The sequence below is a fragment of the Schumannella sp. GW821-FHT10F01 genome, assembly GCF_058809295.1.
Genome location: NZ_JBXASM010000007.1, coordinates 92,942 through 117,352 on the forward strand (window position 1 = coordinate 92,942; position 24,411 = coordinate 117,352).

The 24,411-nt window shown below is 73.2% G+C and carries 24 protein-coding genes; 9 read left to right on the top strand and 15 right to left on the bottom strand.

From position 1 onward, the window contains the following. Positions 1-51 precede the first annotated feature (51 nt). On the bottom strand, positions 52-3,699 hold the full coding sequence (gene smc / locus AC1RSJ_RS09845) for a chromosome segregation protein SMC (RefSeq protein WP_493118194.1): 3,648 nt from the start codon (positions 3,697-3,699) through the stop codon (positions 52-54). 80 nt (positions 3,700-3,779) lie between these two features. Between smc and AC1RSJ_RS09850 the strand changes: the two genes are divergently transcribed. The 4 genes from AC1RSJ_RS09850 (at position 3,780) to AC1RSJ_RS09865 (ending at position 7,578) form a co-directional block, all read left to right on the top strand. Continuing rightward, on the top strand, positions 3,780-4,433 hold the full coding sequence (locus AC1RSJ_RS09850; RefSeq protein ID WP_493118195.1) for a hypothetical protein: 654 nt from the start codon (positions 3,780-3,782) through the stop codon (positions 4,431-4,433). A 96-nt stretch (positions 4,434-4,529) separates the two neighbouring features. Continuing rightward, positions 4,530-5,375, top strand: coding sequence for a class I SAM-dependent methyltransferase (locus AC1RSJ_RS09855; protein WP_493118196.1), 846 nt, complete (start codon positions 4,530-4,532; stop codon positions 5,373-5,375). Next, positions 5,372-6,481, top strand: a complete 1,110-nt coding sequence (locus AC1RSJ_RS09860; protein WP_493118197.1) for a GNAT family N-acetyltransferase — start codon at positions 5,372-5,374, stop codon at positions 6,479-6,481. Before AC1RSJ_RS09855 ends, AC1RSJ_RS09860 begins: the two co-directional genes overlap by 4 nt. Further along, entirely contained in the window at positions 6,478-7,578 is a 1,101-nt protein-coding gene (locus tag AC1RSJ_RS09865) for an FAD-dependent oxidoreductase (protein ID WP_493118198.1), read from the top strand. Before AC1RSJ_RS09860 ends, AC1RSJ_RS09865 begins: the two co-directional genes overlap by 4 nt. Here the strand turns inward: AC1RSJ_RS09865 and mutM are convergent. From mutM to AC1RSJ_RS09930, 13 genes are all read right to left on the bottom strand, one after another. Beyond that, complete coding sequence (gene mutM, locus AC1RSJ_RS09870) at positions 7,575-8,477, bottom strand: bifunctional DNA-formamidopyrimidine glycosylase/DNA-(apurinic or apyrimidinic site) lyase (RefSeq protein WP_493118199.1); 903 nt, start codon at positions 8,475-8,477, stop codon at positions 7,575-7,577. The two genes, AC1RSJ_RS09865 and mutM, sit on opposite strands and share 4 nt — an antisense overlap. Positions 8,478-8,481: 4 nt before the next feature. Beyond that, the gene (gene rnc / locus AC1RSJ_RS09875; protein WP_493118200.1) at positions 8,482-9,111 is read right to left on the bottom strand and encodes a ribonuclease III; all 630 of its coding nucleotides are present in this window, start codon (positions 9,109-9,111) and stop codon (positions 8,482-8,484) included. A gap of 82 nt (positions 9,112-9,193) precedes the next feature. After that, the gene (gene rpmF / locus AC1RSJ_RS09880; protein ID WP_493118201.1) at positions 9,194-9,397 is read right to left on the bottom strand and encodes a 50S ribosomal protein L32; all 204 of its coding nucleotides are present in this window, start codon (positions 9,395-9,397) and stop codon (positions 9,194-9,196) included. A gap of 3 nt (positions 9,398-9,400) precedes the next feature. Further along, complete coding sequence (locus tag AC1RSJ_RS09885; protein ID WP_493118202.1) at positions 9,401-9,925, bottom strand: YceD family protein; 525 nt, start codon at positions 9,923-9,925, stop codon at positions 9,401-9,403. A gap of 65 nt (positions 9,926-9,990) precedes the next feature. Then, positions 9,991-10,416 carry a YbaB/EbfC family nucleoid-associated protein gene (locus tag AC1RSJ_RS09890; protein ID WP_493118203.1) on the bottom strand — a complete coding sequence of 142 codons (426 nt, stop codon included), beginning with the start codon at positions 10,414-10,416 and terminating at the stop codon, positions 9,991-9,993. Between the two features lie 60 nt (positions 10,417-10,476). Further along, positions 10,477-11,808 carry an aspartate aminotransferase family protein gene (locus AC1RSJ_RS09895; RefSeq protein WP_493118204.1) on the bottom strand — a complete coding sequence of 444 codons (1,332 nt, stop codon included), beginning with the start codon at positions 11,806-11,808 and terminating at the stop codon, positions 10,477-10,479. A gap of 116 nt (positions 11,809-11,924) precedes the next feature. After that, on the bottom strand, positions 11,925-13,076 hold the full coding sequence (locus tag AC1RSJ_RS09900; RefSeq protein WP_493118205.1) for an ABC transporter substrate-binding protein: 1,152 nt from the start codon (positions 13,074-13,076) through the stop codon (positions 11,925-11,927). 37 nt (positions 13,077-13,113) lie between these two features. Beyond that, on the bottom strand, positions 13,114-13,869 hold the full coding sequence (locus AC1RSJ_RS09905; RefSeq protein WP_493118206.1) for an ABC transporter permease: 756 nt from the start codon (positions 13,867-13,869) through the stop codon (positions 13,114-13,116). Next, the gene (locus tag AC1RSJ_RS09910; RefSeq protein ID WP_493118207.1) at positions 13,866-14,726 is read right to left on the bottom strand and encodes an ABC transporter ATP-binding protein; all 861 of its coding nucleotides are present in this window, start codon (positions 14,724-14,726) and stop codon (positions 13,866-13,868) included. The genes AC1RSJ_RS09905 and AC1RSJ_RS09910 overlap by 4 nt, the downstream gene beginning before the upstream one ends. After that, the gene (locus AC1RSJ_RS09915) at positions 14,723-15,595 is read right to left on the bottom strand and encodes an ABC transporter permease (RefSeq protein WP_493118208.1); all 873 of its coding nucleotides are present in this window, start codon (positions 15,593-15,595) and stop codon (positions 14,723-14,725) included. The genes AC1RSJ_RS09910 and AC1RSJ_RS09915 overlap by 4 nt, the downstream gene beginning before the upstream one ends. Then, positions 15,592-16,623, bottom strand: a complete 1,032-nt coding sequence (locus tag AC1RSJ_RS09920) for a TIGR03842 family LLM class F420-dependent oxidoreductase (RefSeq protein WP_493118288.1) — start codon at positions 16,621-16,623, stop codon at positions 15,592-15,594. The genes AC1RSJ_RS09915 and AC1RSJ_RS09920 overlap by 4 nt, the downstream gene beginning before the upstream one ends. Positions 16,624-16,669: 46 nt before the next feature. Then, the gene (hydA, locus tag AC1RSJ_RS09925) at positions 16,670-18,106 is read right to left on the bottom strand and encodes a dihydropyrimidinase (protein WP_493118209.1); all 1,437 of its coding nucleotides are present in this window, start codon (positions 18,104-18,106) and stop codon (positions 16,670-16,672) included. A gap of 19 nt (positions 18,107-18,125) precedes the next feature. Beyond that, positions 18,126-18,974: a nitrilase-related carbon-nitrogen hydrolase gene (locus AC1RSJ_RS09930; protein ID WP_493118210.1), complete on the bottom strand. Its 849-nt coding sequence runs from the start codon at positions 18,972-18,974 to the stop codon at positions 18,126-18,128. A 176-nt stretch (positions 18,975-19,150) separates the two neighbouring features. On the opposite strand from AC1RSJ_RS09930, the gene cofD reads away from it, so the two are divergent. After that, positions 19,151-20,137: a 2-phospho-L-lactate transferase gene (gene cofD / locus AC1RSJ_RS09935; RefSeq protein ID WP_493118211.1), complete on the top strand. Its 987-nt coding sequence runs from the start codon at positions 19,151-19,153 to the stop codon at positions 20,135-20,137. Positions 20,138-20,341: 204 nt separating this feature from the next. Continuing rightward, positions 20,342-20,644 (top strand): GIY-YIG nuclease family protein, encoded by a 303-nt coding sequence (locus AC1RSJ_RS09940; RefSeq protein ID WP_493118212.1) that lies wholly within the window; start codon positions 20,342-20,344, stop codon positions 20,642-20,644. A gap of 137 nt (positions 20,645-20,781) precedes the next feature. On the opposite strand, the gene cofC is transcribed toward AC1RSJ_RS09940, so the two are convergent. Beyond that, on the bottom strand, positions 20,782-21,402 hold the full coding sequence (cofC, locus tag AC1RSJ_RS09945; protein WP_493118213.1) for a 2-phospho-L-lactate guanylyltransferase: 621 nt from the start codon (positions 21,400-21,402) through the stop codon (positions 20,782-20,784). A gap of 193 nt (positions 21,403-21,595) precedes the next feature. Here cofC and AC1RSJ_RS09950 point away from each other — a divergent pair, with 193 nt between their 5' ends. From AC1RSJ_RS09950 to AC1RSJ_RS09960, 3 genes are read left to right on the top strand one after another with little or no spacing between them, the layout of a single operon-like run. Next, positions 21,596-22,585, top strand: coding sequence for a putative F420-0 ABC transporter substrate-binding protein (locus AC1RSJ_RS09950; RefSeq protein WP_493118214.1), 990 nt, complete (start codon positions 21,596-21,598; stop codon positions 22,583-22,585). Beyond that, positions 22,582-23,595 (top strand): putative F420-0 ABC transporter permease subunit, encoded by a 1,014-nt coding sequence (locus tag AC1RSJ_RS09955; RefSeq protein ID WP_493118215.1) that lies wholly within the window; start codon positions 22,582-22,584, stop codon positions 23,593-23,595. The genes AC1RSJ_RS09950 and AC1RSJ_RS09955 overlap by 4 nt, the downstream gene beginning before the upstream one ends. Beyond that, entirely contained in the window at positions 23,592-24,392 is an 801-nt protein-coding gene (locus AC1RSJ_RS09960; protein WP_493118216.1) for an ABC transporter ATP-binding protein, read from the top strand. The genes AC1RSJ_RS09955 and AC1RSJ_RS09960 overlap by 4 nt, the downstream gene beginning before the upstream one ends. Positions 24,393-24,411: the final 19 nt, after the last annotated feature.

Below are 24,411 nucleotides of genomic sequence, written 5' to 3' on the forward strand. Positions count from 1 at the left end.
GATCCCTGAGCCTGTCGAAGGGGCTTCGACAGGCTCAGCCATCCGGATCGCTCAGCCCGCGGACTCCAGCTGGCGGCGCTCCGTCTGGATGCGCTGGCCGACGACCGCGCTGACGCCGTCCTGGCGCATCGAGACGCCGTAGAGCGCGTCCGCGATCTCCATCGTGCGCTTCTGGTGCGTGATGACGATGAGCTGCGAGCTCTGGCGGAGGTCCTCGAAGATCGTCAGCAGCCGGCCGAGGTTCGCGTCGTCGAGCGCCGCCTCGACCTCGTCCATGATGTAGAACGGGCTCGGCCGGGCCTTGAAGATCGCGATGAGCAGCGCAACGGCCGCCAGCGACCGCTCGCCGCCGGACAGCAGCGACAGCCGCTCGATCTTCTTGCCGGCCGGCTTCACGGTGACCTCGATGCCGGTCGCGAGCATGTCGTCGGGGTCGGTGAGGAACAGGCTGCCCGAGCCGCCCGGGAACAGGATCGGGAAGACGCGGTTGAACGCCGCCTTGGTGTCGTCGAAGGCCGCGCGGAAGATGTCCTGCATCTTCTCGTCGATCTCCTCGATGATCGTCATGAGGTCGCGCCGCGTCTGCGTGAGGTCGGTCAGCTGCTCGCTGAGGAAGCGGTGGCGCTGCTCGAGCGCGGCGAACTCCTCGAGGGCGAGCGGGTTCACGCGGCCGAGCAGCGCGAGCTTGCGCTCCGCCTCCGCGAGCCGGCGGCGCTGCTCCTCGCGCACGAACGGGCGGGTCTCGTGCGCGGCGTCGTCGTCATCGGAGGCTTCGACAGGCTCAGCCATCCGAGTGTCGTCATCGGAGGCTTCGACAGGCTCAGCCGTCCGAGTGTCGTCCGTGGCTTCGACGGGCTCAGCCCCCCGCTCCTGCGCCACGAGATCCGCGTCCACCGGCACGGGCGCCTCGGGGCCGAACTCCGCCACCAGCACGTCCTCGTCGAGCCCGAGCTCCTCCGCGGCGCGCTCGAGCAGGGTCGAGAGGTGCAGCCGCTTCTCGTAGGCCTGCATCTCGAGCCCGTGCACGTTCTCGTTGAGCGCGCTGAGCCGCTCCCGCAGCGCGGCCTCGCCGGTGCGCAGCTGCGTCAGCTCGTCGTTCTGCTTCGCGCGCTCCGCCTCCGCCGACGCGAGCTCCTCGCGGGCCTGGAACACCGAGCGCTCGGCGAGCGAGAGCACCGGCGGCAGCGAGTCGAGCACCGCGGAGGCGGCGCCGACCTGGTGCTGGCGCAGCACGGCGATGCGGGCGGCCTCCTCGGCCGCGGCGCGCTCGGCGTCGAGCTGGCGCTGGAGGCTCTCCGCCGCCTGCACCTGCGCACGGACGCGCTCGCGGGCGGTCTCGAGCGCGACGCGCAGCTCCACCTCGCGGCCGCGCGCCTCCTCGAGCTCGCCGAACAGCTCGTCGCGGGCGGACACGTCGAGGATGGGCCGCGGCGACGCGGCGTGCTCCTCCTGGGCGCCGACGGCGCGGTCGTTCTCGGACTGGGCGCCGCGCACGGCCTCGGCGAGCGCGGCGATCGCGTCGGCGAGGCGCTGGGCTTCGGCCTCCGCGGCCTCCAGCTGGACGCGTCCGCGGCCGAGCGCGTCGCTGCGGGCGGCGAGCGCCGTGTCGAACTCCTTGAGCCGGATGGCGGCGTCGTCCGCCTTGCCGCGCGCCTTGGCGAGCTTCTCGCGGTGGTCGGCGAGCGCGCCCTCGGCCCGCTCGATGCGGGTCGTGACGCCGACGAGGCGCTCCTGCGCGGTGTCGCGCTCGGCGAGCAGCTCGAGCCGGCTGCGCGTGCCGCCGGTGCCGCCGCGGAGCACGAACTCCGTCAGCACCTCGCCCTCGCGCGTGATGAGGGTGACGTCGTCGTAGCGCGAGAGCTGCGGCCAGACGATGCGGGCCACGTCGAGGTCGTCGACGACGACGGTGCGGGCGAGCAGGCCGCGCACGCCGGGCGGGGCCTCAACGAGGCTCGTCGCCGTGCGGGCGCCGGTCGGCAGCGCGCCGAGCGGCGCGGGCGGCACGGCGTCGGACACGACGATGTCGATGCGGCCGGCGTCGCCGGAGCGGGCCTCCTCGAGCGCGTTCAGCGCGACGTCGCGGCTGCGGGCGAGCGCGCCCTCCGCCAGTCCGCCGAGCGCGGCGGCGATCGCCGCCTCCCAGCCCGGGTGCACGCGCACGAAGTCGCTGACGATGCCGCGGATGCCGGCGAGGCCGGTGATCGCGTCGGCGCCCTGGTGCGAGCCGGCGGCCATGCTCAGCGCGGCGACGCGGGCGGCGAGCGCGTCGCGCTCGCGCTCGGCCTGGTGCACCTCGTCGCGCAGCTGCTCGATCTCCTCCTGGCGGCGGGCCACCTTGGCCTCCGCCTCGGACACGGCGGTCGCGAGCGCCTCGCCGTCGCCGTCCGGCGCGCCGTCGTCGCCCTCGAGCGCGAGGAAGTCGGTGCGCGCCTGCTCGCGACGCGCCTCCGCCTCGACGCTGGCGCCGCGCTGGCGCTCGAGCTCGGCGGTGGAGGCGGCGAGCCGAGATCCGGCGAGCTCGACCTGGCTGCGGAGGCGGGCCTGCTCGAGGTCGTGCTGCGAGACGAGCGCGCTCTGCGCGCTGATCTCCTCGTCGAGGGAGTCGAGGCTGGCGCGCGCGGACGCCGTGACGGCGGTGGCGCGCCCGAGCTCCTCCTCGGCGGCGACGACGCTGCCGTGCAGCCGCTCGGCCTCCTCGCGGGCGTCCTCGACCATCGACGCGCTGACGGTCGAGGTCATGCCGGGCAGCTCGGCCTGCTGGGTGAGCAGCGTCAGCCGCTGCCCGGCGAGCGCGGACAGCGAGCGGAGCCGGTCGTGCACCTGCTCGAGACCGAAGGCGGTGCGGCGGGACTCGTCGACGGCGGTCGAGGTGCCGGTCTGCTCGAGCCGGCCCATCCGCAGCTTCGCCTGGTCGAGCTGCTCCTGCAGCACGAGGCGCTCGGTCTTGCGCTCCGACTCCGTGCGCGAGACGTCCGAGATCGCGGAGCGCAGCTCGACGACCTCGTCGGCCAGCAGCCGGGCGCGGGCGTCGCGCACGATCGCCTGGATGGTCTGGGCCTCGCGGGCGACCTCGGCCTGGCGTCCGAGCGGCTTGAGCTGCCGGCGCACCTCGGTCTGCAGGTCGGCGAGCCGGGTCAGGTTCGACTGCATCGCCTCGAGCTTGCGGAGCGTCTTCTCCTTGCGGCGGCGGTGCTTGAGGATGCCGGCGGCCTCCTCGATGAAGCCGCGCCGCTCCTCCGGCGTCGCATGCAGCACCTGGTCGAGCTGCCCCTGCCCGACGATGACGTGCATCTCGCGGCCGAGTCCGGAGTCGGAGAGCAGCTCCTGCACGTCGAGCAGGCGGCACTGCTGGCCGTTGATGGCGTACTCGCTGCCGCCGTTGCGGAACAGCGTGCGCGAGATCGTGACCTCGCTGTACTCGATCGGCAGCGCGCCGTCCGCGTTGTCGATGGTCAGCGTGACCTCGGCCCGGCCGAGCGGGCCGCGGGTCGCGGTGCCGGCGAAGATGACGTCCTCCATCTTGCCGCCGCGGAGGGTCTTCGCCCCCTGCTCGCCCATGACCCAGGCGAGCCCGTCGACGACGTTCGACTTGCCGGAGCCGTTCGGGCCGACGACGGCGGTGACACCGGGCTCGAACGCGAAGGTGGTCGGCGACGCGAAGGACTTGAACCCCTTGAGGGTCAGGCTCTTCAGATACACGCGCGCACGCTCTCGTTCCGGGGGCTGGAGACCGCTCCACGGTACCGGAACACGGGCCCGCGACCGGGCAGACTGGCGGGGTGCAGCAGCCTCCCTCCGCCCCGCCGCTCGTGATCCGGATGACGCCGGAGACCCGGCGCTCGTTCCAGCGCCTCAACATCGCCATCGCGGTGCCCGTCTCGGTGATGCTGATCCTGCTCGGCCTGCTGCAGCTGCTCGTGTCCCGTGGGTTCGGCATCCTGCTCGTGATCCTCGGCGCGCTGATGATCCCGCTGACCCTCGCGCTGGTGCGGCTGGCCGTGCGGCGCTCGCGCATCGAGGCGGTCGACGGGCGGTACCTCATCGCCCAGGGGCTGTTCCGCACGCGGCGCGTCACGGCCGCCGAGATCGTGCGCGTCGTCTCGGTCGACCGGATGACGATCACCGTCGCGGCGGACACCGCCCACGTCTTCCTGCTCGGCCCCGACCGGCGGCTGTCGTGGCTGATCGGCACGATCTGGGACCGCGCGCAGCTCGGCCTGCTGGTGCAGGACCTCGCCGCCCGCGGCATCGAGCACATCCACCTCGACCGCCCGGTCACCGCGCCGGAGCTGCGCGCCTGGGATCCGCGGACGCTGCACTGGCGCGACGCGCACCGCTGGGCGTTCGCGCTCATCGTCGGCGGCGCGACGTTCGTCGGGCTGCTGCTGATCGCGGGCATCGTGCTCGCGATCGCCGTCGCCACGTTCTCCTGACGGGTTGCGCCGCGGGCGGAGGTCCGCCATCCTGGTCGGCTGCCCGCGACGACCTCGCCCGGCGGCACCGCACCTGCGCCACGACCGGAGGCCGCCATGAGCGACGACTACCTCACCCTGAACCGCGCCAACTGGGACTCCCGCGCGCCGCTGCACGCCGCCAGCCCCGACTACCAGCTCGAGCGGGCCGCCGCCGACCCGGCGTGGCTGTCGGGGGTCGTCCGCTTCGACCTGCCGCGGCTCGGCGGCCTCGCCGGGCTCGACGTCGCCCATCTGCAGTGCCACATCGGCACCGACACGCTCTCGCTGCACCGGCTGGGCGCCCGCGTGACCGGGCTCGACTTCTCGGCCGCGTCCATCGACGAGGCGCGCCGGCTCGCGGAGCGCGCCGGCGCCGACATCGACTACGTGGTCTCGGACGTCTACGACGCCCCGGCCGCGCTCGGCCGCGAGCGCTTCGACCTCGTCTACACGGGCATCGGGGTGCTGAGCTGGCTGCCGCGCATCCGCCCCTGGGCCGCCGCCGTCGCCGCGCTCCTGCGCCCGGGCGCCCGGCTGCACCTGCGCGAGCAGCATCCGATGCTGGCCACGATGGACTGGGAGCGCCAGGACGGGCTCCTCGTCGCCCGCGACCCGTACTTCGAGCACCCGGACGCGCCGCTCGTCGACGAGTCGGACGTCTCCTACGTGACGACGGACGGGCCGATCACCGCGGCGACGACGCACATCTTCAACCACGGCCTCGGCGAGATCGTGACGGCGCTGCTCGAGCAGGGCCTGGAGATCACCGCGCTCGTCGAGCACGACAGCATCCCGTGGCTGGCCCTGCCCGCCGCGATGGACTGGGACGCGGAGGCCGGCGAGGCGCGCCTCAGGAGCACGCCGCCGGAGCTGCCGCTCACCTACACCCTGCAGGCACGCAAGAGAGGACCCGGCGCATGACCGGCATCACCATCGACGAGCTGACCCTCCCGGAGGCCGTCGGCGCACCGGGCTGGGACGACTACGCCGCCGCGGTCGAGGCCGCGATCGCGACCGAGGTGCTCGCGTACGGCACCGCCGACGTCGTCATGACGGCGGAGCAGCGGCTGCCGCACTGGCACGACCCGAACGAGGGCAAGCGGCTCATCGTCGCGCGGCGCGACGGGCGGATCGTCGGCCGCGGCGGCCTCCAGTGGGCGCTCGAGACGCCCGACACGGCGTGGCTCGACGTGCAGGTGCATCCGGACGAGCAGGGCGCCGGCGTCGGACGCGCCCTCGCGGATGCGGTCGAGCGGATCGCGGCGGAGGAGGGGATGACGAAGATCATCAGCTACGCCGCCTCCCCCGACGGCCCCGGCGAGCGGCTCACCGCGCCGACCGGCTTCGGCTCGGTGCCGCTCGCGAACCGCGAGGTGCGGTTCCTGCTCGCCCGCGGCTGGCGGCTCGAGCAGGTGGAGCGCGGCAGCCGGTTCCCGCTGCCGGCGGATGCCGACGCGCTCGCCGTGCTGCGCGCCGAGGCCGAAGCTCACGCGCCGGGCTACCGCGTGCACATCTGGCCCGGCGCGACGCCGGAGCCGTACCGCGCCGGGATGGCCGAGCTGCTGGCCAGGATGAGCACGGACGCGCCGAGTGCCGGCCTCGAGGAGCCGGCCGAGACCTGGGACGCCGACCGCGTCGCCGAGACGGAGGCGCGGCTGCTCGGCTCCACGTACGACCTGCTCACCGCGGCCGTCGAGCACGAGGAGTCCGGCCGGCTCGCTGGCTACACCCGATTCAGCGTGCCGCAGGACGGCGCCGCCGTGCACCAGTGGGACACGCTCGTGCGCGCCGAGGACCGCGGGCACCGGCTCGGCATGCTGCTGAAGATCGCGAACCTGCAGGCCCTCGAGGAGCGCTACCCGGGCCGGCCCTCGGTCGTCACGTGGAACGCGGAGGAGAACCGGCACATGCTCTCGGTCAACGAGGCGATCGGCTTCGTGCCGATGGGCTACGAGGGCGCCTGGCGCAAGGACCTGCCGGGCTCGGCGGTCCCGCCCGACCCGGCGGCATCCGGAGCGGAGGCGTGACCGGGCGAGCGGATGCCGTGGTCGTCGGCGCGGGGATCGTCGGCGCCGCGACCGCGGCGGCCCTCGCCGCCGCCGGCCGCCGGGTCGTGCTGCTGGAGCGCTTCGCCCGCGGGCACGATCGCGGCTCGTCGCACGGCGCATCGCGCATCTTCCGCCAGGGCTACGACGCGGCGGACTACGTCGACCTCAGCACCCGCGCCCTCCGCGCCTGGCGTGCGCTCGAGGCGCGGTCCGGGCGGGCGCTGCTCGACCGCACGGGCGCGATCGACTCCGGCGACGACGCGATGCTCGACCGCATCGAGGCGGCGATGCGCGCCGGCGGCGCGGCCGTGGAGCGGCTCGCGGCGGCCGACGCCACGGCGCGCTGGCGCGGACTGCGGTTCGACGGCGACGTGCTGCTCGGCGCGGACGGCGGCCGGATCCGCTCCGCCGACGCGATCGAGACGCTCCTCGACGCGGCGGCGGCCGACGGCGCCGACCTCCGCTTCGGCGTCCGAGTCGACGGCATCGAGGAGACGACCTCCGGCGCCGCGCTCGTGCACGCGGACGGCGCCGCGATCGAGGCGGACGCGGTCGTCGCGGCCGTGGGCTCGTGGGCGCATCCGCTCGTCGGCGGCTGGTTCGCCGATCGCGGCGCCCCGCTGCCGTCGGTGCGGGTCGAGCAGGTGCAGCCCGCGCACTTCCCGTCGCTGCTGCCCGCCGCGGATTGGCCGAGCTTCGTGGTCTACCGCGACGGCCGCAGCGTCTACGGGCTGGAGACGCCGGGCGAGGGCGTGAAGGTCGGCTGGCACGGCGACGGGGTGATCACGACGGCCGACGAGCGCGACTCCGCCGTCGAGCCCGGGCGCCTGGCCGACCTGCAGCGCATCGTCGCCGAGCTCGTGCCCGGCGTGGACGCGAGCCGGCCGGAGCCGATCAGCTGCCTCTACGACCTCACGGCCGACGAGGACTTCGTGCTCGACCGACGGGGGCCCGTCGTCGTCGCGACCGGGTTCTCGGGCCACGGCTTCAAGTTCGGGCCGGTGCTCGGCGAGCTGCTCGCGGGGCTCGCGGTCGACGCGGGCGCGCCGATCCCGGAGCGGTTCCGCATCCGCTAGGCAGGCAGGCGGAGCCGCTGGCAGTGCGGACAGAAGTGCGAGCCGCGGTTCATGAACGTCTCGCGCACGATCGGACGGCCGCAGCGCGGGCACGGCCGGCCCGCCTGCCCGTACGCGTTGAGCGAGTGCGAGAAGTAGCCGGAGGCGCCGTTCACGTTGACGTACTGCGCGTCGAAGCTCGTGCCGCCCTCGGCGAGCGCCTTGCCGAGCACCAGCCGCACCTCCGCCAGCAGCACGGTCGCGCGGTGGCGCGACAGCGACGACGCCGGCTGCTCGTAGTGGATGCGGGCCGCCCAGAGCGCCTCGTCCGCGTAGATGTTGCCGATGCCGCTGACCGTGGTCTGGTCGAGCAGCACCCGCTTGATGCCGCTGTCCTTCCGCGCGAGCGCGGCGAGCAGGCGGCGGTCGTCGAAGCGCGGATCCAACGGATCGCGGGCGATGTGCGTCACCTGCGTCGGGATGAGGTCATCGGCGGCATCCGGGGCGGGCACGAGAGCGTCGATCGCCATCGAGCCGAAGATGCGCTGGTCGACGAAGTCGACGCGGAGCTCGCCGTGCTCCGGATGCCGGATGCCGAGCACGATGCGCGTGAGCCGGTCGCGCGGCGCCTCGGGGGCGCGCAGCAGCACCTGGCCGCTCATCCCGAGATGCACCATCAGCGCGCGCCCGTCGACCGGCTCAGGGGTCCGAGACGGCGCGAACGGCACCCAGAGGAACTTGCCGCGGCGGGCGGGCTCGAGCAGCTCCGCCCCGGTGAGCCCGGCCTCGAAGTCCGCGGCGTCGCCGTCGTGGCGTTTCAGCGATCGCGGCTCCAGCACCTCGACCCACTCGACGCGCGCGCCGGCGACCGCGGGGGCCAGGCCGGCGCGGACCACCTCGACCTCGGGCAGCTCGGGCACGAGGTCAGTGCTTGCGGCTGAGGATCGTCCAGGCCTCGAGCGCGGCGGCCATCTCGGCCTGCTTCTTGCTCGTGCCGGTGCCGGAGGCGACGGGCTCGTCGCCGACCGAGACGGTCGCGTGGAAGCGCTTGTCGTGATCGGGGCCGGTGTCGGAGACGTCGTAGCGCGGCAGCCCGCGGCCGCTGCGGGCCGAGAGCTCCTGCAGGCTCGTCTTCGGGTCCATCGCGGCGCCGAAGCGGTGCGGATCGGCCAGGAGCGGCGCGACGAGGCGCAGCACCAGGTCGGTGGCGGCATCCGGACCGGCGGAGAGGTACGTCGCGCCGATGATCGCCTCGACGGTGTCGGCGAGGATCGAGCTCTTGTCGCGGCCGCCCGTCAGCTCCTCGCCGCGGCCGAGCCGCAGGTGCACGCCGAGGCCGATGCCGCGGGCCACCTCAGCGAGCGCGACGGTCGAGACGAGCGACGCGCGGCGCTTCGCGAGGTCGCCCTCGTCGAGATCCGGGTTCTCACGGAACAGCTTGACGGTGACGGCCTGGCCGAGGATCGAGTCGCCGAGGAACTCGAGGCGCTCGTTGTGGCCGGTGCCACCGTGCTCGTACGCGTACGAGCGGTGCGTGAGCGCGACGACGAGCAACTCGGGGTCGATCGCGACCTCGAGCTGCTCGATCAGGCTCCGCGGGACCTCCGCCGGCGGACTCGCCGCCGACCGGTCCGACTCAGACGTCGGCGACCTTGCGGCCCTTGTACTCCAGGTACAGGGGCGTGCCGGCGCTGTCCTCGACGACCTTCGCGCGGTGCGGGAGGCTGTAGACGGTGCGGCCGTTCTCGACGGTCTTCACCAGGGTCGGCGCGGTCGCCTTCCACTGCGAGCGGCGGGCGTGGGTGTTGGCGCGCGACTGCCGGCGCTTGGGAACGGCCATGGTCTATCTCTTCTCTTCCTCGGTGCCCGGGGCACCGGACGTGTCGTTCGCGCTGTCCTGTCCAGCGCCGAAGCCCTCCAGCACGGCCCACCGCGGGTCGGGGACCGCACGGCTCTCCTGCTCCGGAACGGCCGTCAGCTTCTCCCCCGTGACGGGATCGAGGCCTGGGCAGTCCGGTCGACAGACCGGCTGGAACGGCAGTGCCAGCACCACCGCGTCGCGGACCACGGGTTCGAGATCCACGTGATCATCGCGAACCGCATAGTCGAAGACTTCGCCCTCAGAATAGCCGAAGAGCTCCTGGATATCGACTCGGACGGGGAGCCGCACGGGGTCGAGGCAGCGCCCGCACTCCCCCGTCGCCTCCGTCTCGACCTCCGCGGTCACGAGGATGCCGTCGTGCAGGCCCTCGATCCGCACGTCGATCTGCAGGTCCGATCCCTGCGCGACGACGGCGGCGCCCTCGCCCAGCTGCTCGGGCACGGCGAAGTCGAGCTCCCGCTCGCGCATCTCGCCGGGGCGGTGCATGACGTCGCGGACGTCGACCGTGAACGGGGTCGGGCGGAAGTGCGGCACGGACGGGAACTCTACCGTCAGGCGACCGGCGGCTGCTCGCCCTCGGCCTCGACCGGCGCGGTCTCGTCGGCCCGGCGCTGGAGGTCGCCGACGATCGCCGACTCGTCGCCGAACTCGATCCGGCCCATGAACAGCGAGCGCTGGGCCGCGAGTGCGGACGCCTCGTCGTTGAGCCGGAGGATGTCGCGCGCGAGCACCCGGTTGCCGGACGCCTTCGCGGTCGGCTGCAGCCCGACGTCGACGAGGAGCCCGTCGCCGTCGACGACGACCCGCACCGCGCCGTCCGCGCGCTCCGCCGTGAAGCGGAGCCCGGACACCTGTGCGCGGAAGTCCTGCGAGCGCTGCAGGGTGGCTCGCGCCTCGGCTGCGGCGAGGTCCGTCGCGGCCTTCTCCGCGGCCCGGCGGGCGGCCTCCGCGGGAGAAATGGAGGATTCGTCGCTCACGCTCCGGACGCTAGCAGATCACGCCGCGCGGTCGCAGTGCGACGTGTCCGCGAGCCGGGATCAGCCTGCGGCGACGGCCGCGAAGGCCTCCTCGTAGATCGCGAGCGCCCGCTCCGCCTCCTTGCGCGTCACCGTGCACGGCGGCACGACGTGGATGCGGTTGTCGCTCGTGAACGGCAGCAGGCCGCGCTGCAGCAGCTCGGCCTTGAGCCGGCCGACGACGACGCCGGAGACCGGCTCGCGGGTCGCCGGATCGCTGACGAGGTCGAGCGCCCAGAACACGCCGAGCCCGCGCACCTCGCCGATGAGCGGATGCCGCTCCGCGAGCGCGCGGAGCCCGGGGCCGAGCACGTCGCGGCCGATCGCGGCGGCGTTCTCGGGGATGCCCTCCTCCTCGTACGCCGCGATCGAGGCGACGATCGACGCCGCCGCGAGCGGGTGGCCGGAGTAGGTGAGGCCGCCGGGGAAGACCTGGTCGTCGAACGCGGCCGCGATCGGCTCGGAGAGGATGACGCCGCCGACCGGCACGTAGCCGGAGTTGACGCCCTTCGCGAAGGTGATGAGGTCGGGGCGGACGCGGTCCGGGTTGAGCTCCGGGTTCTGCCAGGCGAACCAGTCGCCCGTGCGCCCGAAGCCGGCCATCACCTCGTCGCAGATCATGACGATGCCGTGCCGGTCGCAGAGCTCGCGCACGCCCGCGAGATAGCCCGGCGGCGGCACGAGCACGCCGGCGGTGCCCGGCACGGTCTCGATGAGCACGGCGGCGATCGACTGCGCGCCCTCCGACTCGATCACCCGACGGAGGTGCTGCAGCGCGCGCTCCGACTCCTGCTCCGGCGTCTCGGCCCAGAACTCGCTGCGGTACAGGAACGGCCCGAACACGTGCACGTGCCCGCGCGAGTACTCGTTCGGCACGCGGCGCCAGTCGCCCGTCGACGCGATCGCGGCGCCCGTGTTGCCGTGGTAGCTGCGGTAGTGGCTGACCACCTTGTCGCGGCCGGTGGTGAGCCGGGCGAGGCGGATGGCGTTCTCGTTCGCGTCGGCGCCGCCGTTGGTGAAGAAGACGGCACCGAAGCCCTCGCCGGCGTGCCGGAGGATCGCCTCCGCCGCACGCCCGCGGGTGAGGTTCGCATGCGCGGGCGCGACCGTCGGCAGCAGCGCGGCCTGCTCCTGGATGGCCGCCACGACCTTCGGATGCCCGTGCCCGATGTTCGCGTTGACGAGCTGGCTCGAGAAGTCGAGGTAGCGACGGCCCTCGAAGTCCCAGACCTCGGTGCCCTGTGCGCCGGCGATCACGAACGGCGCCAGGGAGCCCTGGGCGCTCCAGGAGTGGAACACGTGGGCGCGGTCGAGGCGGAGCGCGAGCTCGCCGTCGGCGGGGTCGAGGGGCATTGCGGCTCCGTTCCTTGCGCGACCGGTGTCGCAGCGGAGGTCGATGGGTGCGGGCGGCGGAGACGGGCTCCGTCGCCCGCACCCAGATTAGGCGGGACGAGGGTCGGGAGCGGCGGCTACTTGCCGCCCTCCTTCAGCTCGACCGTGATCGGCGCGAACGACGAGCCCGTGACGTCGGCCCCCTCGTCCGCGAGCTCCTTCAGCGCCTTCTTCACGTAGGTGTTGTCGTAGGCGGTCTTCGGCGGCGCCTTCGAGATGATGGTCGCGCCGGTGTCGTCCTTCGTCTTCTCGGCGATGTCGACCGTCTGCTTCCAGGCGTCCGCGTCGATGACCCCGACGCCGCCGTCGACGGACGGCCAGATCAGCTTGTTGACCTCGTTGGTCATCCAGAGCTGGTGGCTGGTGCCGAGCGTCGAACCGGCCTTCGTCACGATGTCCGCGGCCTTCTCGGGGTTGTCGCGCGTGTAGATCCAGCCCTGGATGGACGCCTTGATGAACTTCGTCGTGGTGTCCTGGTAGGCCGTGTCGCTCTCGAGCCGTCCCGCGTCCGCCCAGATCGCGTCCTGGAGCATGGCGGTGCCCTCGTCGTTCCAGTTGATGACGTTGAGGTCGTCCGGCGTGTAGAGCTGGCCGGTCGCCCGGTTCGTCGTCTCGAGCACCTGCGCGTACTCGTTGTAGGTCATCGCCTGCGCCGCGTCGATGTCGCCCGCGAGGAAGCCCTTCATGTCGAAGGCCTGCTGCACGAGGCTGATGCCGCTCGTGGTGTCGATGCCGGCCTTCTGCATGCCGGCGAACAGCTCCCACTGGTTGCCGTAGCCCCAGCTGCCGACCTTCTCGCCCTTCAGGTCGGCGGCGGTGGTGATGTCCTTGTCTTTGAACGAGATCTGCGTCGTGCCGCTGCGGGCGTAGATCTGCGCGACGTCGGTCACGTTGACGCCCTGCTCGAGCGAGCCGAGCACCTTCGGCACCCAGCTGATCGCGTAGTCGGCCTCGCCCTTCGCGACGGACTGGATCGGCACGGTGTCGGTGCCGGCCTCCTTGATGGTGACGTCGAGGCCGGCGTCCTTGTAGAACCCCTGCTCGACGGCGGCGTAGTAGCCGGCGAACTGGGCCTGGGCGACCCACTGGAGCTGGAGGGTGACCTTGGTGAGCCCGCCGTCGCCGGACGACGAGCCCTCGTCGGTGGAGCCGGAGCATCCGCTGAGGGCGACGGCGGCGGCGGCCGCGGTCGCGACGGCGGACAGGACCAGACGTGTGCTGCGTTTCATGGAGCTGTTCCTCTCTCGGTGGTGCGTGGTGCAGGGATCACGCGGGGGACGCGTGCCGCGTCGCCAGGCGCTCGAGCCCGAGCGTGACGACGAAGAAGGCCAGGCCGAGCAGCACCGCTCCGACCACGAACGCGTCGGCGAGGGCGACGTTGCTGTACGCCGCCGCCGACGTGATGGCGCTGGCGAGCCCGTTGACCGGGCCGCCGAAGTACTCCGCGATGAGGGCCGAGATCACCGCGAGGCTCGACGCGATCCGCAGCCCGGTGAACAGGTGGGGCAGCGCGCCCGGGATGATGACCGTGCGCGCCGCCTGCCAGCGCGTCGCCGCGTAGGCGCGGAGCAGGTCGCGGTGCACCGGGGCGACCTGGCGCAGGCCGCGCAGCGTGTTCACGAACACGGGGATGAACACCGCGAGCGCCGCGATGAGCTGGCGCGCGGTCTGCTCCCCCGCGCCGAACATCGTGTACAGCACGGGCGCCAGCGCGACGATCGGCACGACCGAGAGCGCCGTGACGACCGGCCGGCTCAGCCCGTCGAGGAGGCGGGAGCTCGCGGCGAGCAGCGCGCCGACGATGCCGAGCACCGCGCCGATCAGCAGTCCGACGAGCGCGTTGCCGCCGGTCACCAGCGTGCCGCGCCAGATCGCCGGCGTCTGCGTCACGAGCACCTGGCCGACCGCGAGCGGACTCGGCATGATGAACGGCGGCACCTTCAGCGCGGTCACGATCAGCTGCCAGAGCGCGAGCACGACGACCGCCAGCACGAGCGGGGCGACGACCGTGCGCACCCTCATCGCACGTCCACCCCGCGGGCGCCGCCCGCGCCGCCCGGCGTGCCGTGCAGCGCCTCGCGCACCGTGCTGACCGCCGCGAAGAACGACGCGGCCTCGCGCACGTCGTCGTCGCCGGCCTCGCCGGGCGCGACGGCCAGGTCGATCGGCACGACGTCGACGATCCGCCCCGGTCGCGGCGACATCACGACGACGCGGTCGGAGAGGAACACCGCCTCCGGGATCGAGTGCGTCACGAACACCACCGCGGCGGCGGTCTCGCGCGCGATCCTCGCGAGCTCACCCTGCATCCGCTCGCGCGTCATCTCGTCGAGCGCGCCGAACGGCTCGTCCATGAGCAGCAGGCTCGGGCTCTCGGCGAGCGACCGCGCGATCGCGACGCGCTGCTGCATGCCGCCGGAGAGCTGGTCGGGATGCCGGTCGGCGAAGTCGTCGAGCCCCACGAGCGCGAGCAGCTCGGCGACGCGCGCGGCGCGGGTCGCACGCGGCACGCCGTGCAGCTCGAGCGGCAGCCGGATGTTCTCGGCGACCGTGCGCCAGGGCAGCAGCCCCGCCTGCTGGAACGCGATGCCATAGGCCTGCTTGCGCCGGGCCGCGGATGCCGGGTCGCCGAGCACCTCGACGGAGCCCTCGCTCGGCTCATCGAGATCGGCGATGAGGCGGAGCAGCGTCGACTTGCCGCAGCCGGAGGGGCCGATGAGCGACACGAACTCGCCCGCGGCGACCTCGAGGTCGATGCCCTCGAGCGCCGTGACGCCGGCGCCGCGCCCTCGGCCGGGGAAGCGCTTCGCGACCCCGCGGACGGAGACCGCCGCGGTCGCGCCCGCGGATGCGCCCCGCGCGGGCGCGGCGGCGCTCACGCGGCCACCTCCCCGCGGCGGAAGCGGCGCAGGCCGGTGCCGAGCAGCGCGACGAGCCCGGCCGAGACCAGCCCGATCGCGATCGCGCCGAAGATCGGACCCCACGGCTTGCCGGGGTCGCCGCTCGACGAGCTGGCGTAGACCATCATCATCCGCCCGATCCCGCCGTCGAAGCCGATGGAGACCTCCGCCACCACGGTGCCGATCACCGCGTTCGCGGCGGCCAGGCGCAGGGCCGTGAGCAGGTACGGCACGCTCGCCGGCAGCCGGAGGTGCAGGAGCGTCCGCCACCAGCCGACGGCGTACGCGCGCAGCAGGTCGATGTGCGCCCGCTCCGGCGACTCGAGGCCGCGCAGGGCACCGACGGCGACCGGGAAGAACGCGAGGTAGGAGGCGATCAGCGCGACCGCGACCCACTCCGGGATGCGACCCGACGGCCCGATCCGCGCCTGGGCGAGCAGCCCGGCCACGAGCGGGGCGAGCGCGATGAGCGGCACGGTCTGGCTCAGCACGATCCACGGGAGCAGCGCCGACTCGGCGGTGCGGAACCGCTGCATGAGCACGGCGAGCAGCATCCCGACCACGACGCCGGCGAGCCAGCCCGCCGCGGCCGTGCCGAGCGTCACCGCGCACGCCTGCAGCACCGCGACGACGAGCAGCGGCGACCCAGGCGCGGCCGTCACCGGCTCGCCGAGCCGGCTCAGCATCGTCGACAGGTGCGGCATCGCGAGATCGCTCGTGCGCGGCAGCACCGTCAGCCCACCGAGCTGCACGCCTGCAGCCGGACCGACCGCCTTGTAGACCTCCCAGAGCAGGCCGAGCAGCACGATCCCGGCGACGCCGAGGAAGACGGGCGAGACCCGCCTCATGCCTTGGCCGCCACGGCATCCCGGAAGTGCGGGATGACGGTCTCGCCGTACACGCGCAGCGTCTCCTCCTTGTTGTCGTGCTGGAGGTAGCCGGCGAACTGGTCGACGCCGATCGCGCGCAGCGCCTCGAGCTTCTCGATGTGCTGCCCCGCGGTGCCGAGCACGCAGAACCGGTCGACGATCTCGTCGGGCACGAAGTCGACGTGATCGTTCTCCGCACGGCCGTGCGAGTTGTAGTCGTAGCCCGTGCGCCCCGCGATGTAGTCGGTCAGCGCCTGGGGCACGGTGCCCTCGCCGCCGTACTTCGCCACGATGTCCGCGACGTGGTTGCCGACCATGCCGCCGAACCAGCGGCACTGCGCGCGCATGTGCTCGATGCTCGCCTGGGACGTGTCGTCGCTGATGTACATCGGCGCGGCCACGCAGAACTTCACCGCGCTCGGATCGCGGCCTGCCTTCTCGGCCGCCTCGCGCACCGTGCGGATCATCCAGGCGGCGATGTCGACGTCGGCCAGCTGCAGGATGAACCCGTCGCCCACCTGGCCGGTCAGCTCGAGCGCGCGCGGGCCGTAGGCCGCGACCCAGACCTCGAGCTCGCTGCCCGTCGACCACGGGAACCGCAGGGTCGCGCCGTGGTACTCGACCGACCGGGAGTTCGCGAGCTCGCGGATGACATGGATCGACTCCCGCAGCTCCGCCATCGTCGTCGGACGGCCGTTCGTGACCCGCACCGCCGAGTCGCCGCGGCCGATGCCGCAGATCGTGCGGTTGCCGTACATCTCGTTCAGCGTCGCGAACACGCTCGCCGTGACCGTCCAGTCGCGCGTGGCCGGATTGGTCACGAACGGGCCGACCGTGATGCGCCGGGTCTCCGCGAGGATCGCCGAGTAGATGACGTAGGGCTCCTGCCAGAGCAGGTGCGAGTCGAACGTCCAGACGTGGCTGAACCCGTGCTGCTCCGCCAGCTTCGCCAGGGCGATCGTGCGCGATGCCGGCGGGTTGGTCTGGAGGACGGCGCCGAACTGCAGGCTCATGAGCGACCCTTCGACAGGCTCAGGGATCCGAGGGGGCGGCTCATGACAGGTACTGCGAGAGGCCGCGCTTGATGTAGCGCCCGTGGCCCTTCGCCCCGACGTAGCCGGTCTCGTCGACGACGACCTCGCCGCGGCTGAGCACGACGTCGACGTGCCCGTCGATCTCGTAGCCCTCCCACGCCGAGTAGTCCATGTTCATGTGGTGCGCCTTGCCGAGGCCGATGCTCGTGTGGCCCTTCGGGTCGTAGACCACGACATCCCCGTCGGCGCCGGGCTGGATCACGCCCTTCTTCCCGTACATCCCGAACATCCGCGCCGGCGTGGTGGAGGTGATCTCCACCCAGCGCGGCAGGGTGATCTGGCCGGTGACGACGCCCTGGTACATGAGGTCCATGCGGTTCTCGACGCTGCCGATGCCGTTCGGGATCTTCGAGAAGTCGCCGCGGCCGAGCTCCTTCTGGTCCTTCATGCAGAACGGGCAGTGGTCGGTCGACACCATCTGGATGTCGTTGGTGCGCAGGCTCTGCCACATGTGGTGCTGGTGGCCCTCCTCGCGGGAGCGCAGCGGCGTCGAGCACACCCACTTCGCGCCCTCGAGGTCGCCCCACTCCTCGCTCACCGCGCCGAGCTGCTCCTCGAGCGAGAGGTAGAGGTACTGCGGACAGGTCTCGCCGAACACGTTGAGGCCGCGGTCGCGGGCGGTCGCGATCTGCTCGACCGCCTGCTTCGCGCTGACGTGCACGACGTAGAGCGGGGCGCCGGTGAGGTCGGCGATCATGATCGCGCGGTGCGTCGCCTCCTCCTCCGCCTGCCACGGGCGGGTGGTGCCGTGGAAGTACGGGGAGGTGTTGCCCGCCTCGAGCGCCTGCTTCACGAGGACGTCGATCATGGCGCCGTTCTCGGCGTGCATCATCATCATCGCGCCGTTCGACGCGCCCTTCTGGAACGCCCGGAGGATCTGCCCGTCGTCGCTGAGGAACACGCCCTTGTAGGCCATGAACAGCTTGAAGCTGGTGACCCCCTCGGCGATGAGCTCGTCCATCGCGTCGAGGCTCGAGTCCTGCACGTCGGAGAGGATCTGGTGGAAGCCGTAGTCGATCGCGCAGTTGCCGGCGGCCTTCTCGTGCCAGAGCGCGTACTGCTCCATGATCCGCTGGTCGGGGTACTGCACGACGAAGTCGACGATGCTCGTCGTGCCGCCCCAGGCCGCGGCCCGGGTGCCGGTCTCGAACGTGTCGGACGCGTTCGTGCCGCCGAACGGCATCTCCATGTGGGTGTGCGCGTCGATCCCGCCCGGGATCACGTACTTGCCCTCGGCGTCGATCACGCGGTCGACGTTCGACTCGATGTCGAAGCCGAGCAGCGTGGAGCCGGGCGCGAGCACCGCGGCGATCGTGTCGCCGTCGATGAGCACGTCGGCGGCGCCGGTGCCGGTCGAGTTCACGACCGTGCCGTTCTTGATGAGGGTCTTCGTCATCGTCCGATCCTCCTCGTCGTCACGGCTTCGCGATCCGGGTGTACGAGTCGGGCCGGCGGTCCCGGTAGAACTGCCAGTCGTCGCGCATCTCCTGGACCATGTCGAGATCGAGGTCGCGGATGAGCACCTCCTCGTGCTCGCCCGAGCCGCGCTCCCCCACGAAATCGCCGCGCGGGTCGATGATCTGGCTCGTGCCGTAGAAGTCGACCGCGAGCTCGCCGTACTCGTTGTCCTCGCGCCCGACGCGGTTCGGCTGCAGCACGAAGTACCCGTTCGCGACGGCCGCGCACGGGCCCTCCACCTCCCACAGCCGGTTGCTCAGCCCGGGCTTCGTCGCGTTCGGGTTGAAGACCATGTGCGCGCCGCCGAGGCCCAGCTCGCGCCAGCCCTCCGGGAAGTGCCGGTCGTAGCAGATGTAGAGCCCGATCCGGCCGACGGAGGTGTCGAACACCGGGTAGCCGAGGTTGCCGGGGCGGAAGTAGAACTTCTCCCAGAACCGGTCGAGGTGGGGGATGTGGTGCTTGCGGTACTTGCCGAGGATCGTGCCGTCCGCCTCCACGATGACGGCGGTGTTGTAGTACACGCCGGTGATGTCCTCCTCGTAGATCGGCAGGATCATCACCACGCCGAGCTCCTTCGCCAGCGCGGCGAAGCGCTGCACGATCGGCCCGTCGGCCGGCTCGGCGTAGCGGTAGTACTTCTTGTCCTCGGTGATGCCGAAGTACGGCCCGTAGAACAGCTCCTGGAAGCACACGACCTGCGCGCCCTGCGCGGCCGCATCCCGGGCGAAGCCCTCGTGCTTGTCGAGCATGGACTCCTTGTCGCCGGTCCAGGTGGTCTGGGTGATGGCTGCGCGGACGGTCGTCATGGGGCTCCTCGCTGTCGGGCTGACGTCAGTGTCGGCCACGCTCGTTTCCCCGGCATTTCGTCATGTGTCGGCCGGGTAAACCTCATCGGAGACCTCCGCGGCCTCCGCGTCAAGACCCGGGATCGAGATCCCACGTCCGTCGGCGCCGCACGGGCGCGCTCCCCTAGCGTTGACGGATGCGCATCGTGACCCTGGCCGGCGGCGTCGGCGGAGCCCGCTTCCTGCTCGGCGTGCGGGAGTGGGCGTCGGCCGAGGACCAGGAGTCGGACCTCACCGCCGTCGTCAACACCGGCGACGACATGTGGCTGACCGGGCTGCGGATCACGCCGGATCTCGACTCGATCATGTACGCGCTGGCCGGCGTGAACGACACCGAGCGCGGCTGGGGCCGGGTCGGCGAGACCGAGCGGGTCAGCGCGGAGCTGCGCGAGTGGGGCGCGGGCTGGCCGTGGTTCACCCTCGGCGACCTGGACCTCGGCGCGCACATCACGCGGACGGGCTGGCTCCGCGAGGGCGTGCCGCTGAGCGAGGTCGTGTCGCGGCTCACCGCCCGCTGGCCGCTCGGCGTGCGCCTCCTGCCGGCCACGGACGACGAGGTCGAGACGCACGTGCGGGTTGCGGCGGACGACTCGCCCGGCCACTCCCGCACCATGCACTTCCAGGAGTGGTGGACGCGCCACCGCGCCGCGCTGCCCGCGTGGGGCTTCGAGCAGGTCGGGGTCGAGACGTCACGGCCCGCGGCGGGGGTCGTCGAGGCGATCCGGGACGCGGACGTCGTGCTGCTCGCACCGTCGAACCCGGTCGTGTCGATCGGCACGATCCTCGGCATCCCGGGCATCCGCGAGGCGCTCGCGGCGACCTCCGCGCCCGTCGTCGGCGTGGCCGGCATCATCGACGGCGCCGTCGTGCGCGGCATGGCCGACGCCTGCCTCACCGCGATCGGCGTGGAGACGGCCGCGGACGCCGTGGCCCTCTGGTACGGATCGCGTGCGTCCGGCGGCGTGCTCGACGCCTGGCTGCTGGCCGAGGAGGACGCGGCGCTCGTCCCGGCGGTGGAGGCCGCCGGCATCCGCGCCGCCGCCGCCCCGCTCTGGATGCGCGACCCGGCGACGACCGCCGACCTGGTGCGCGCCGCGCTGCGGCTCGCCGACTCCGCTGGCTGATCAACGCTCCCGGCACGTCCACCCCGCTGGCTGATCGACGCTCCCGGCACGTCCACCCCGCTGGCTGAGTAGCGCGCTCCAGCGCGCGTATCGAAGCCCGCCGTCTGCACACGCGGGCTCCGATAAGCACTTGCGTCGCTACTCCGCCAGCGGGGCTGTGGACAGCCGGCGACGCGATCGTCGCCGTGGTCCGATCCTGTGGACGTGATCGCGGCGTACATTCTGCGGTGCGCCGACGGCTCCTACTACGTCGGCAGCACCCGGGACCTGGAGCATCGTGTGGACCAGCACGCCCGCGGGTCCGACGGCTCGTACACGTCGACGCGGCGTCCGGTCGAGCTCGTCTGGTACGCGGAGTTCGAGCGGGTCGATGACGCCTGGGCGTGCGAGCGCAGGCTGCACGGCTGGTCGAGGGCGAAGAAGGAGGCGCTCATCGCAGGGCGCTTCGACCTGCTGCCGGAGCTGAGCCGGAAGGTGGGGCGGCGCGGCACTCCGTCGGCTGAGTAGCCCCGAGGGACGAGGGGCGTATCGAAACCCGCGGGTCTGCAGTATCGGGCTTCGATACGCTCCTTCGTCGCTACTCAGCCATCGAGGTGAAGCGCAGAGCGCGCTACCCGAGCATCAGAGTCGCGCGCTGGGGCGCGCTACTGAGCCGGCGGAGTCGCGGGGCGGGCCAGCGCGGCCGTCGTCGCGGGGCCCAGGCCCAGCAGGGCCGCGGCGTCGAGCTGCTCGCGGGTGTCGACGTCACGGCGCAGCGTCGACTCCGGCGGCACGTGGAGGCGCACGATGCCGAGCGCGCTGTGCCGGGCCGCGGAGCCGTCGCCGAAGCGGCTGAGCAGCTCGATGCCGGGCGTCGCGGTGACGAGGGTGGTGCCGCCGCCCTCGCGGTCGGCCACGTAGCCGCGCTGCACCCGCGCGGCGAGCGCGAGCGCAGCGTCGAGGTCCTCGGGGCGCAGGGCCGGCAGGTCGCCGAGCAGCACGGCACGGGGCGAGGTCTCCTCGAGCGCGTCGATGCCGAGCGAGACGGCCGCGCCGATGCCGGCGGCGGCATCCTCGCGCAGCACCGCGATCCGGGGGTCGCCGCCGAGGCGCCACGACAGCTGCTCGTCGGCGGTGACGACGGTCACGCGCGCCACCTCCTCGGCCCGGGACGCCGCCTGGATCGTGTCGAGGGCGATCGCGGCCGCGAGCTCGGCGTCCGCGTCCAGCCTGCTCTTGCCCTGCCCGGCCGGCTTCACCGGAACGACGATCTGCCATGAACCCACCGGTCCATCATCCCCGCTCCGGGCCCCGGCGCCGGACGGCGCGGCCGCGCTAGCATCGGATCGACCCCCGGTCGCCATCCTGGCGCCGGTGCGCCGCCGTGGATCTCGGCGGCACGGCCGCCGGTGCTCTCGTCGCCGGCGCTCCCGCCTGCCGCGGCAATGCCGCGGCCCCGCACCGTGCACCGGAGGTCCCGTGTCCCGCCCCGCCCGTCTCGCCCTCGCGCCCGTCGCGCTGCTCGCCGCCGCCCTGCTCGCCGGCTGCGCCAGCGCCGGCGCCTCGACGAGCAGCTCCCGCAGCGCGTCGCCGACCGCCGACTCCCCCGTGACGATCGAGAACTGCGGCGTCGAGCAGACCATCCCGACCACGCCGAAGCGGGTCGTCACCATCAAGTCCACGTCGACGGAGATGATGCTCGCGCTCGGCATCGGCGACCGGATCGTCGGCACCGCGTTCCAGGACGGACCGGTTCCCGAGCAGTGGGCCGCGGACGCGAAGGGCCTGCCGAGCATCGCCGACCAGATGCCGAGCGAGGAGGCCGTGCTGGAGCGCCAGCCGGACCTCGTCTACTCCGGATGGGAGAGCGCGTTCACCGCGGATGCCGCCGGCACGCGCTCGGAGCTCACCGGCCTCGGCGTCGCCAGCTACGTGCAGCCGGCGGCGTGCCGCAGCGCCGACGCGCCCGCGAAGCTGACCTTCGACGAGGTCTTCCGCGAGATCACCGAAGCCGGCACGATCTTCCGCGTCGACTCGAAGCCGCTCGTCGCGAAGCAGCAGTCGCAGCTCGCCGCCATCACCCCCGACGACCGCGGGCTCACCGCGCTCTGGTACTCCTCCGGCTCCGACACCCCATACGTCGGCGGCGGCACCGGCGCCCCCGAGCTCGTGATGGACACGGTCGGCCTGCACAACATCGCGGGCGACGTGCAGCAGACCTGGACCTCGCTCGGCTGGGAGTCGATCGTCGACGCCGACCCCGACGTGATCATCCTCATCGACGCCGACTGGAACACCGCCGACGCGAAGAGGAAGGCGCTCGAGGACAACCCGGCGACCGCGAAGCTCAGCGCCGTGCAGCACTCCCGCTACCTCGTGCTCCCGTTCGCGTCGAGCGAGGCGGGCGTGCGCAGCGTGTCGGCCGCGGCGTCGCTGGCGAAGCAGCTGAAGGGCCTCGACCTCCCGTGATCCGGCGCGGACGCGCCGCCGGGCTCGGCGTCGTGCTCGCCGTCGCGCTCGTCGTCAGCGTGCTCGTGGCGGTGGGGATCGGGCCGGCGCCCCTGAGCCCCGGCGACGTCGCGGGCAGCATCCTCGCGCACCTCGGCCTCGGAGCCAGTCCGCTCGACCCGCTGCGGGACGGCATCGTCTGGGAACTGCGCACCCCGCGCGTGCTCACCGCGGCGGCCGTCGGTGCGGGGCTGGCCATCTCGGGCGCCGTCATGCAGGCGCTCACCCGCAACCAGCTCGCGGACCCGTACCTGCTCGGCCTGTCGTCGGGCGCCTCGCTCGGCGCGGTCAGCGTGTTCCTGCTCGGGGTCACGGTGCTGCTGCCCGTCGCCGCGTTCGCCGGGGCGCTGCTCGCGCTCGCGGCGACGCTCGCGCTGGCGGGCGCGACCGGTGCGCTGACGCCCACCCGGACCGTGCTCGCGGGCGTCGCCGTGTCGTCGCTCGCCGCCGCCATCACGAGCTTCGTCATCTTCTGGACGGTGACCGGCGACAGCTACCGCGAGATCCTGGGCTGGCTGCTCGGCTCGCTCGCTGGCGCGCGCTGGCCGCAGGTCGCGATCGCGGGCATCGCGCTGCTCGTGGTCGGCATCCCCGTCGCCGCCGGGGGCCGCATCCTCGACGCCTTCGCGTTCGGCGACCGCACCGCGGCCTCGCTCGGCGTCGGCGTGCAGCGATCCCGCCTCGTGCTGCTCGCCCTCACCGCCCTGCTCACCGGCGCCATGGTGTCGGTGAGCGGCTCGATCGGCTTCGTCGGGCTGGTCCTGCCGCACGCCGTGCGGCTGCTCGTCGGGCCCGGGCATCGCGCCCTGCTGCCGCTCTCGGCGCTCGTCGGCGCGGTCTTCCTGGTCTGGGCCGACACGCTCGCGCGCAGCCTCTTCGACCCGCGCGAGCTGCCGGTCGGCATCGTGACCGCGATCATCGGCGCCCCGGTGTTCGCGCTGCTGCTGGCGCGGCGGCGGAGCGCGGCATGAGCGCCGGCGACGGGTCCGGCCTCCGGGTCAGCGGTCTCGGGGTCTCGCTCAGCGGCACGCCGGTGGTGCGCGACGCCGCCTTCCGCGCGCCGTCCGGCGGGCTGACCGTGCTGGTCGGACCGAACGGCGCCGGCAAGTCGACGCTGCTCGGCGGCGTCGCGGGCGTCATCCCGGCCACCGGATCGGCTGCGCTCGACGGCGACGACCTCGGCGCGCTCGGCCGGCGCGAGCGCGCCCGCCGGGTCGCGCTGGTCGAGCAGGACGCCACGACCGAGCTGCCGCTGCTCGTCGACGACGTCGTCGCGCTCGGCCGCATCCCGCACCAGCGCCTGCTCGGCTTCGGGGCCGCGACGGATGCGGAGTCGGCGGAGGCGGTGGCCGCCGCCATCGCCGACGCGGGCATCGAGCACCTCCGCGGCCGCGACATCACCCGGCTCTCCGGCGGCGAGCGCCAGCGCGTGCTGCTGGCCCGGGCGCTCGCCCAGCGGCCGCGCCTGCTGCTGCTCGACGAGCCGACGAACCACCTCGACGTGTCCGCGCAGCTCGGCGCACTGACGCTGCTCGCGCGGCTCGCCGCCGACGGCACCACGGTCGTCGCCGCGCTCCACGACCTCGGCCTCGCCGCGACCGCCGATCACGTCGTGGTGCTCGCCGCCGGGTCCGTCGTCGCGGAGGGCGCCCCGCTCGACGTGCTGACGCCGACGCTGCTCGCAGACGTCTACCGGGTGCGCGCCGCGTGGACGACGAGCCCGCTCACCGGCGGGCCGCTGCTCGCCGTCGCGCCGCTCGAGAGCTGAGCCCCGGGCTCGTACCGAG

What these genes read in the sequence shown, in the direction of transcription:
- hydA (WP_493118209.1), bottom strand. Translation starts at nt 18,106, where the DNA reads ATGACGAAGACCCTCATCAAGAACGGCACGGTCGTGAACTCGACCGGC.
- rpmF (WP_493118201.1), bottom strand. Translation starts at nt 9,397, where the DNA reads ATGGCCGTTCCCAAGCGCCGGCAGTCGCGCGCCAACACCCACGCCCGC.
- AC1RSJ_RS09930 (WP_493118210.1), bottom strand. Translation starts at nt 18,974, where the DNA reads ATGACGACCGTCCGCGCAGCCATCACCCAGACCACCTGGACCGGCGAC.
- AC1RSJ_RS09960 (WP_493118216.1), top strand. Translation starts at nt 23,592, where the DNA reads ATGAGCGCCGGCGACGGGTCCGGCCTCCGGGTCAGCGGTCTCGGGGTC.
- AC1RSJ_RS09905 (WP_493118206.1), bottom strand. Translation starts at nt 13,869, where the DNA reads ATGAGGGTGCGCACGGTCGTCGCCCCGCTCGTGCTGGCGGTCGTCGTG.
- AC1RSJ_RS09915 (WP_493118208.1), bottom strand. Translation starts at nt 15,595, where the DNA reads ATGAGGCGGGTCTCGCCCGTCTTCCTCGGCGTCGCCGGGATCGTGCTG.
- AC1RSJ_RS09900 (WP_493118205.1), bottom strand. Translation starts at nt 13,076, where the DNA reads ATGAAACGCAGCACACGTCTGGTCCTGTCCGCCGTCGCGACCGCGGCC.
- AC1RSJ_RS09860 (WP_493118197.1), top strand. Translation starts at nt 5,372, where the DNA reads ATGACCGGCATCACCATCGACGAGCTGACCCTCCCGGAGGCCGTCGGC.
- AC1RSJ_RS09855 (WP_493118196.1), top strand. Translation starts at nt 4,530, where the DNA reads ATGAGCGACGACTACCTCACCCTGAACCGCGCCAACTGGGACTCCCGC.
- AC1RSJ_RS09885 (WP_493118202.1), bottom strand. Translation starts at nt 9,925, where the DNA reads ATGCACCGCCCCGGCGAGATGCGCGAGCGGGAGCTCGACTTCGCCGTG.
- AC1RSJ_RS09895 (WP_493118204.1), bottom strand. Translation starts at nt 11,808, where the DNA reads ATGCCCCTCGACCCCGCCGACGGCGAGCTCGCGCTCCGCCTCGACCGC.
- cofD (WP_493118211.1), top strand. Translation starts at nt 19,151, where the DNA reads ATGCGCATCGTGACCCTGGCCGGCGGCGTCGGCGGAGCCCGCTTCCTG.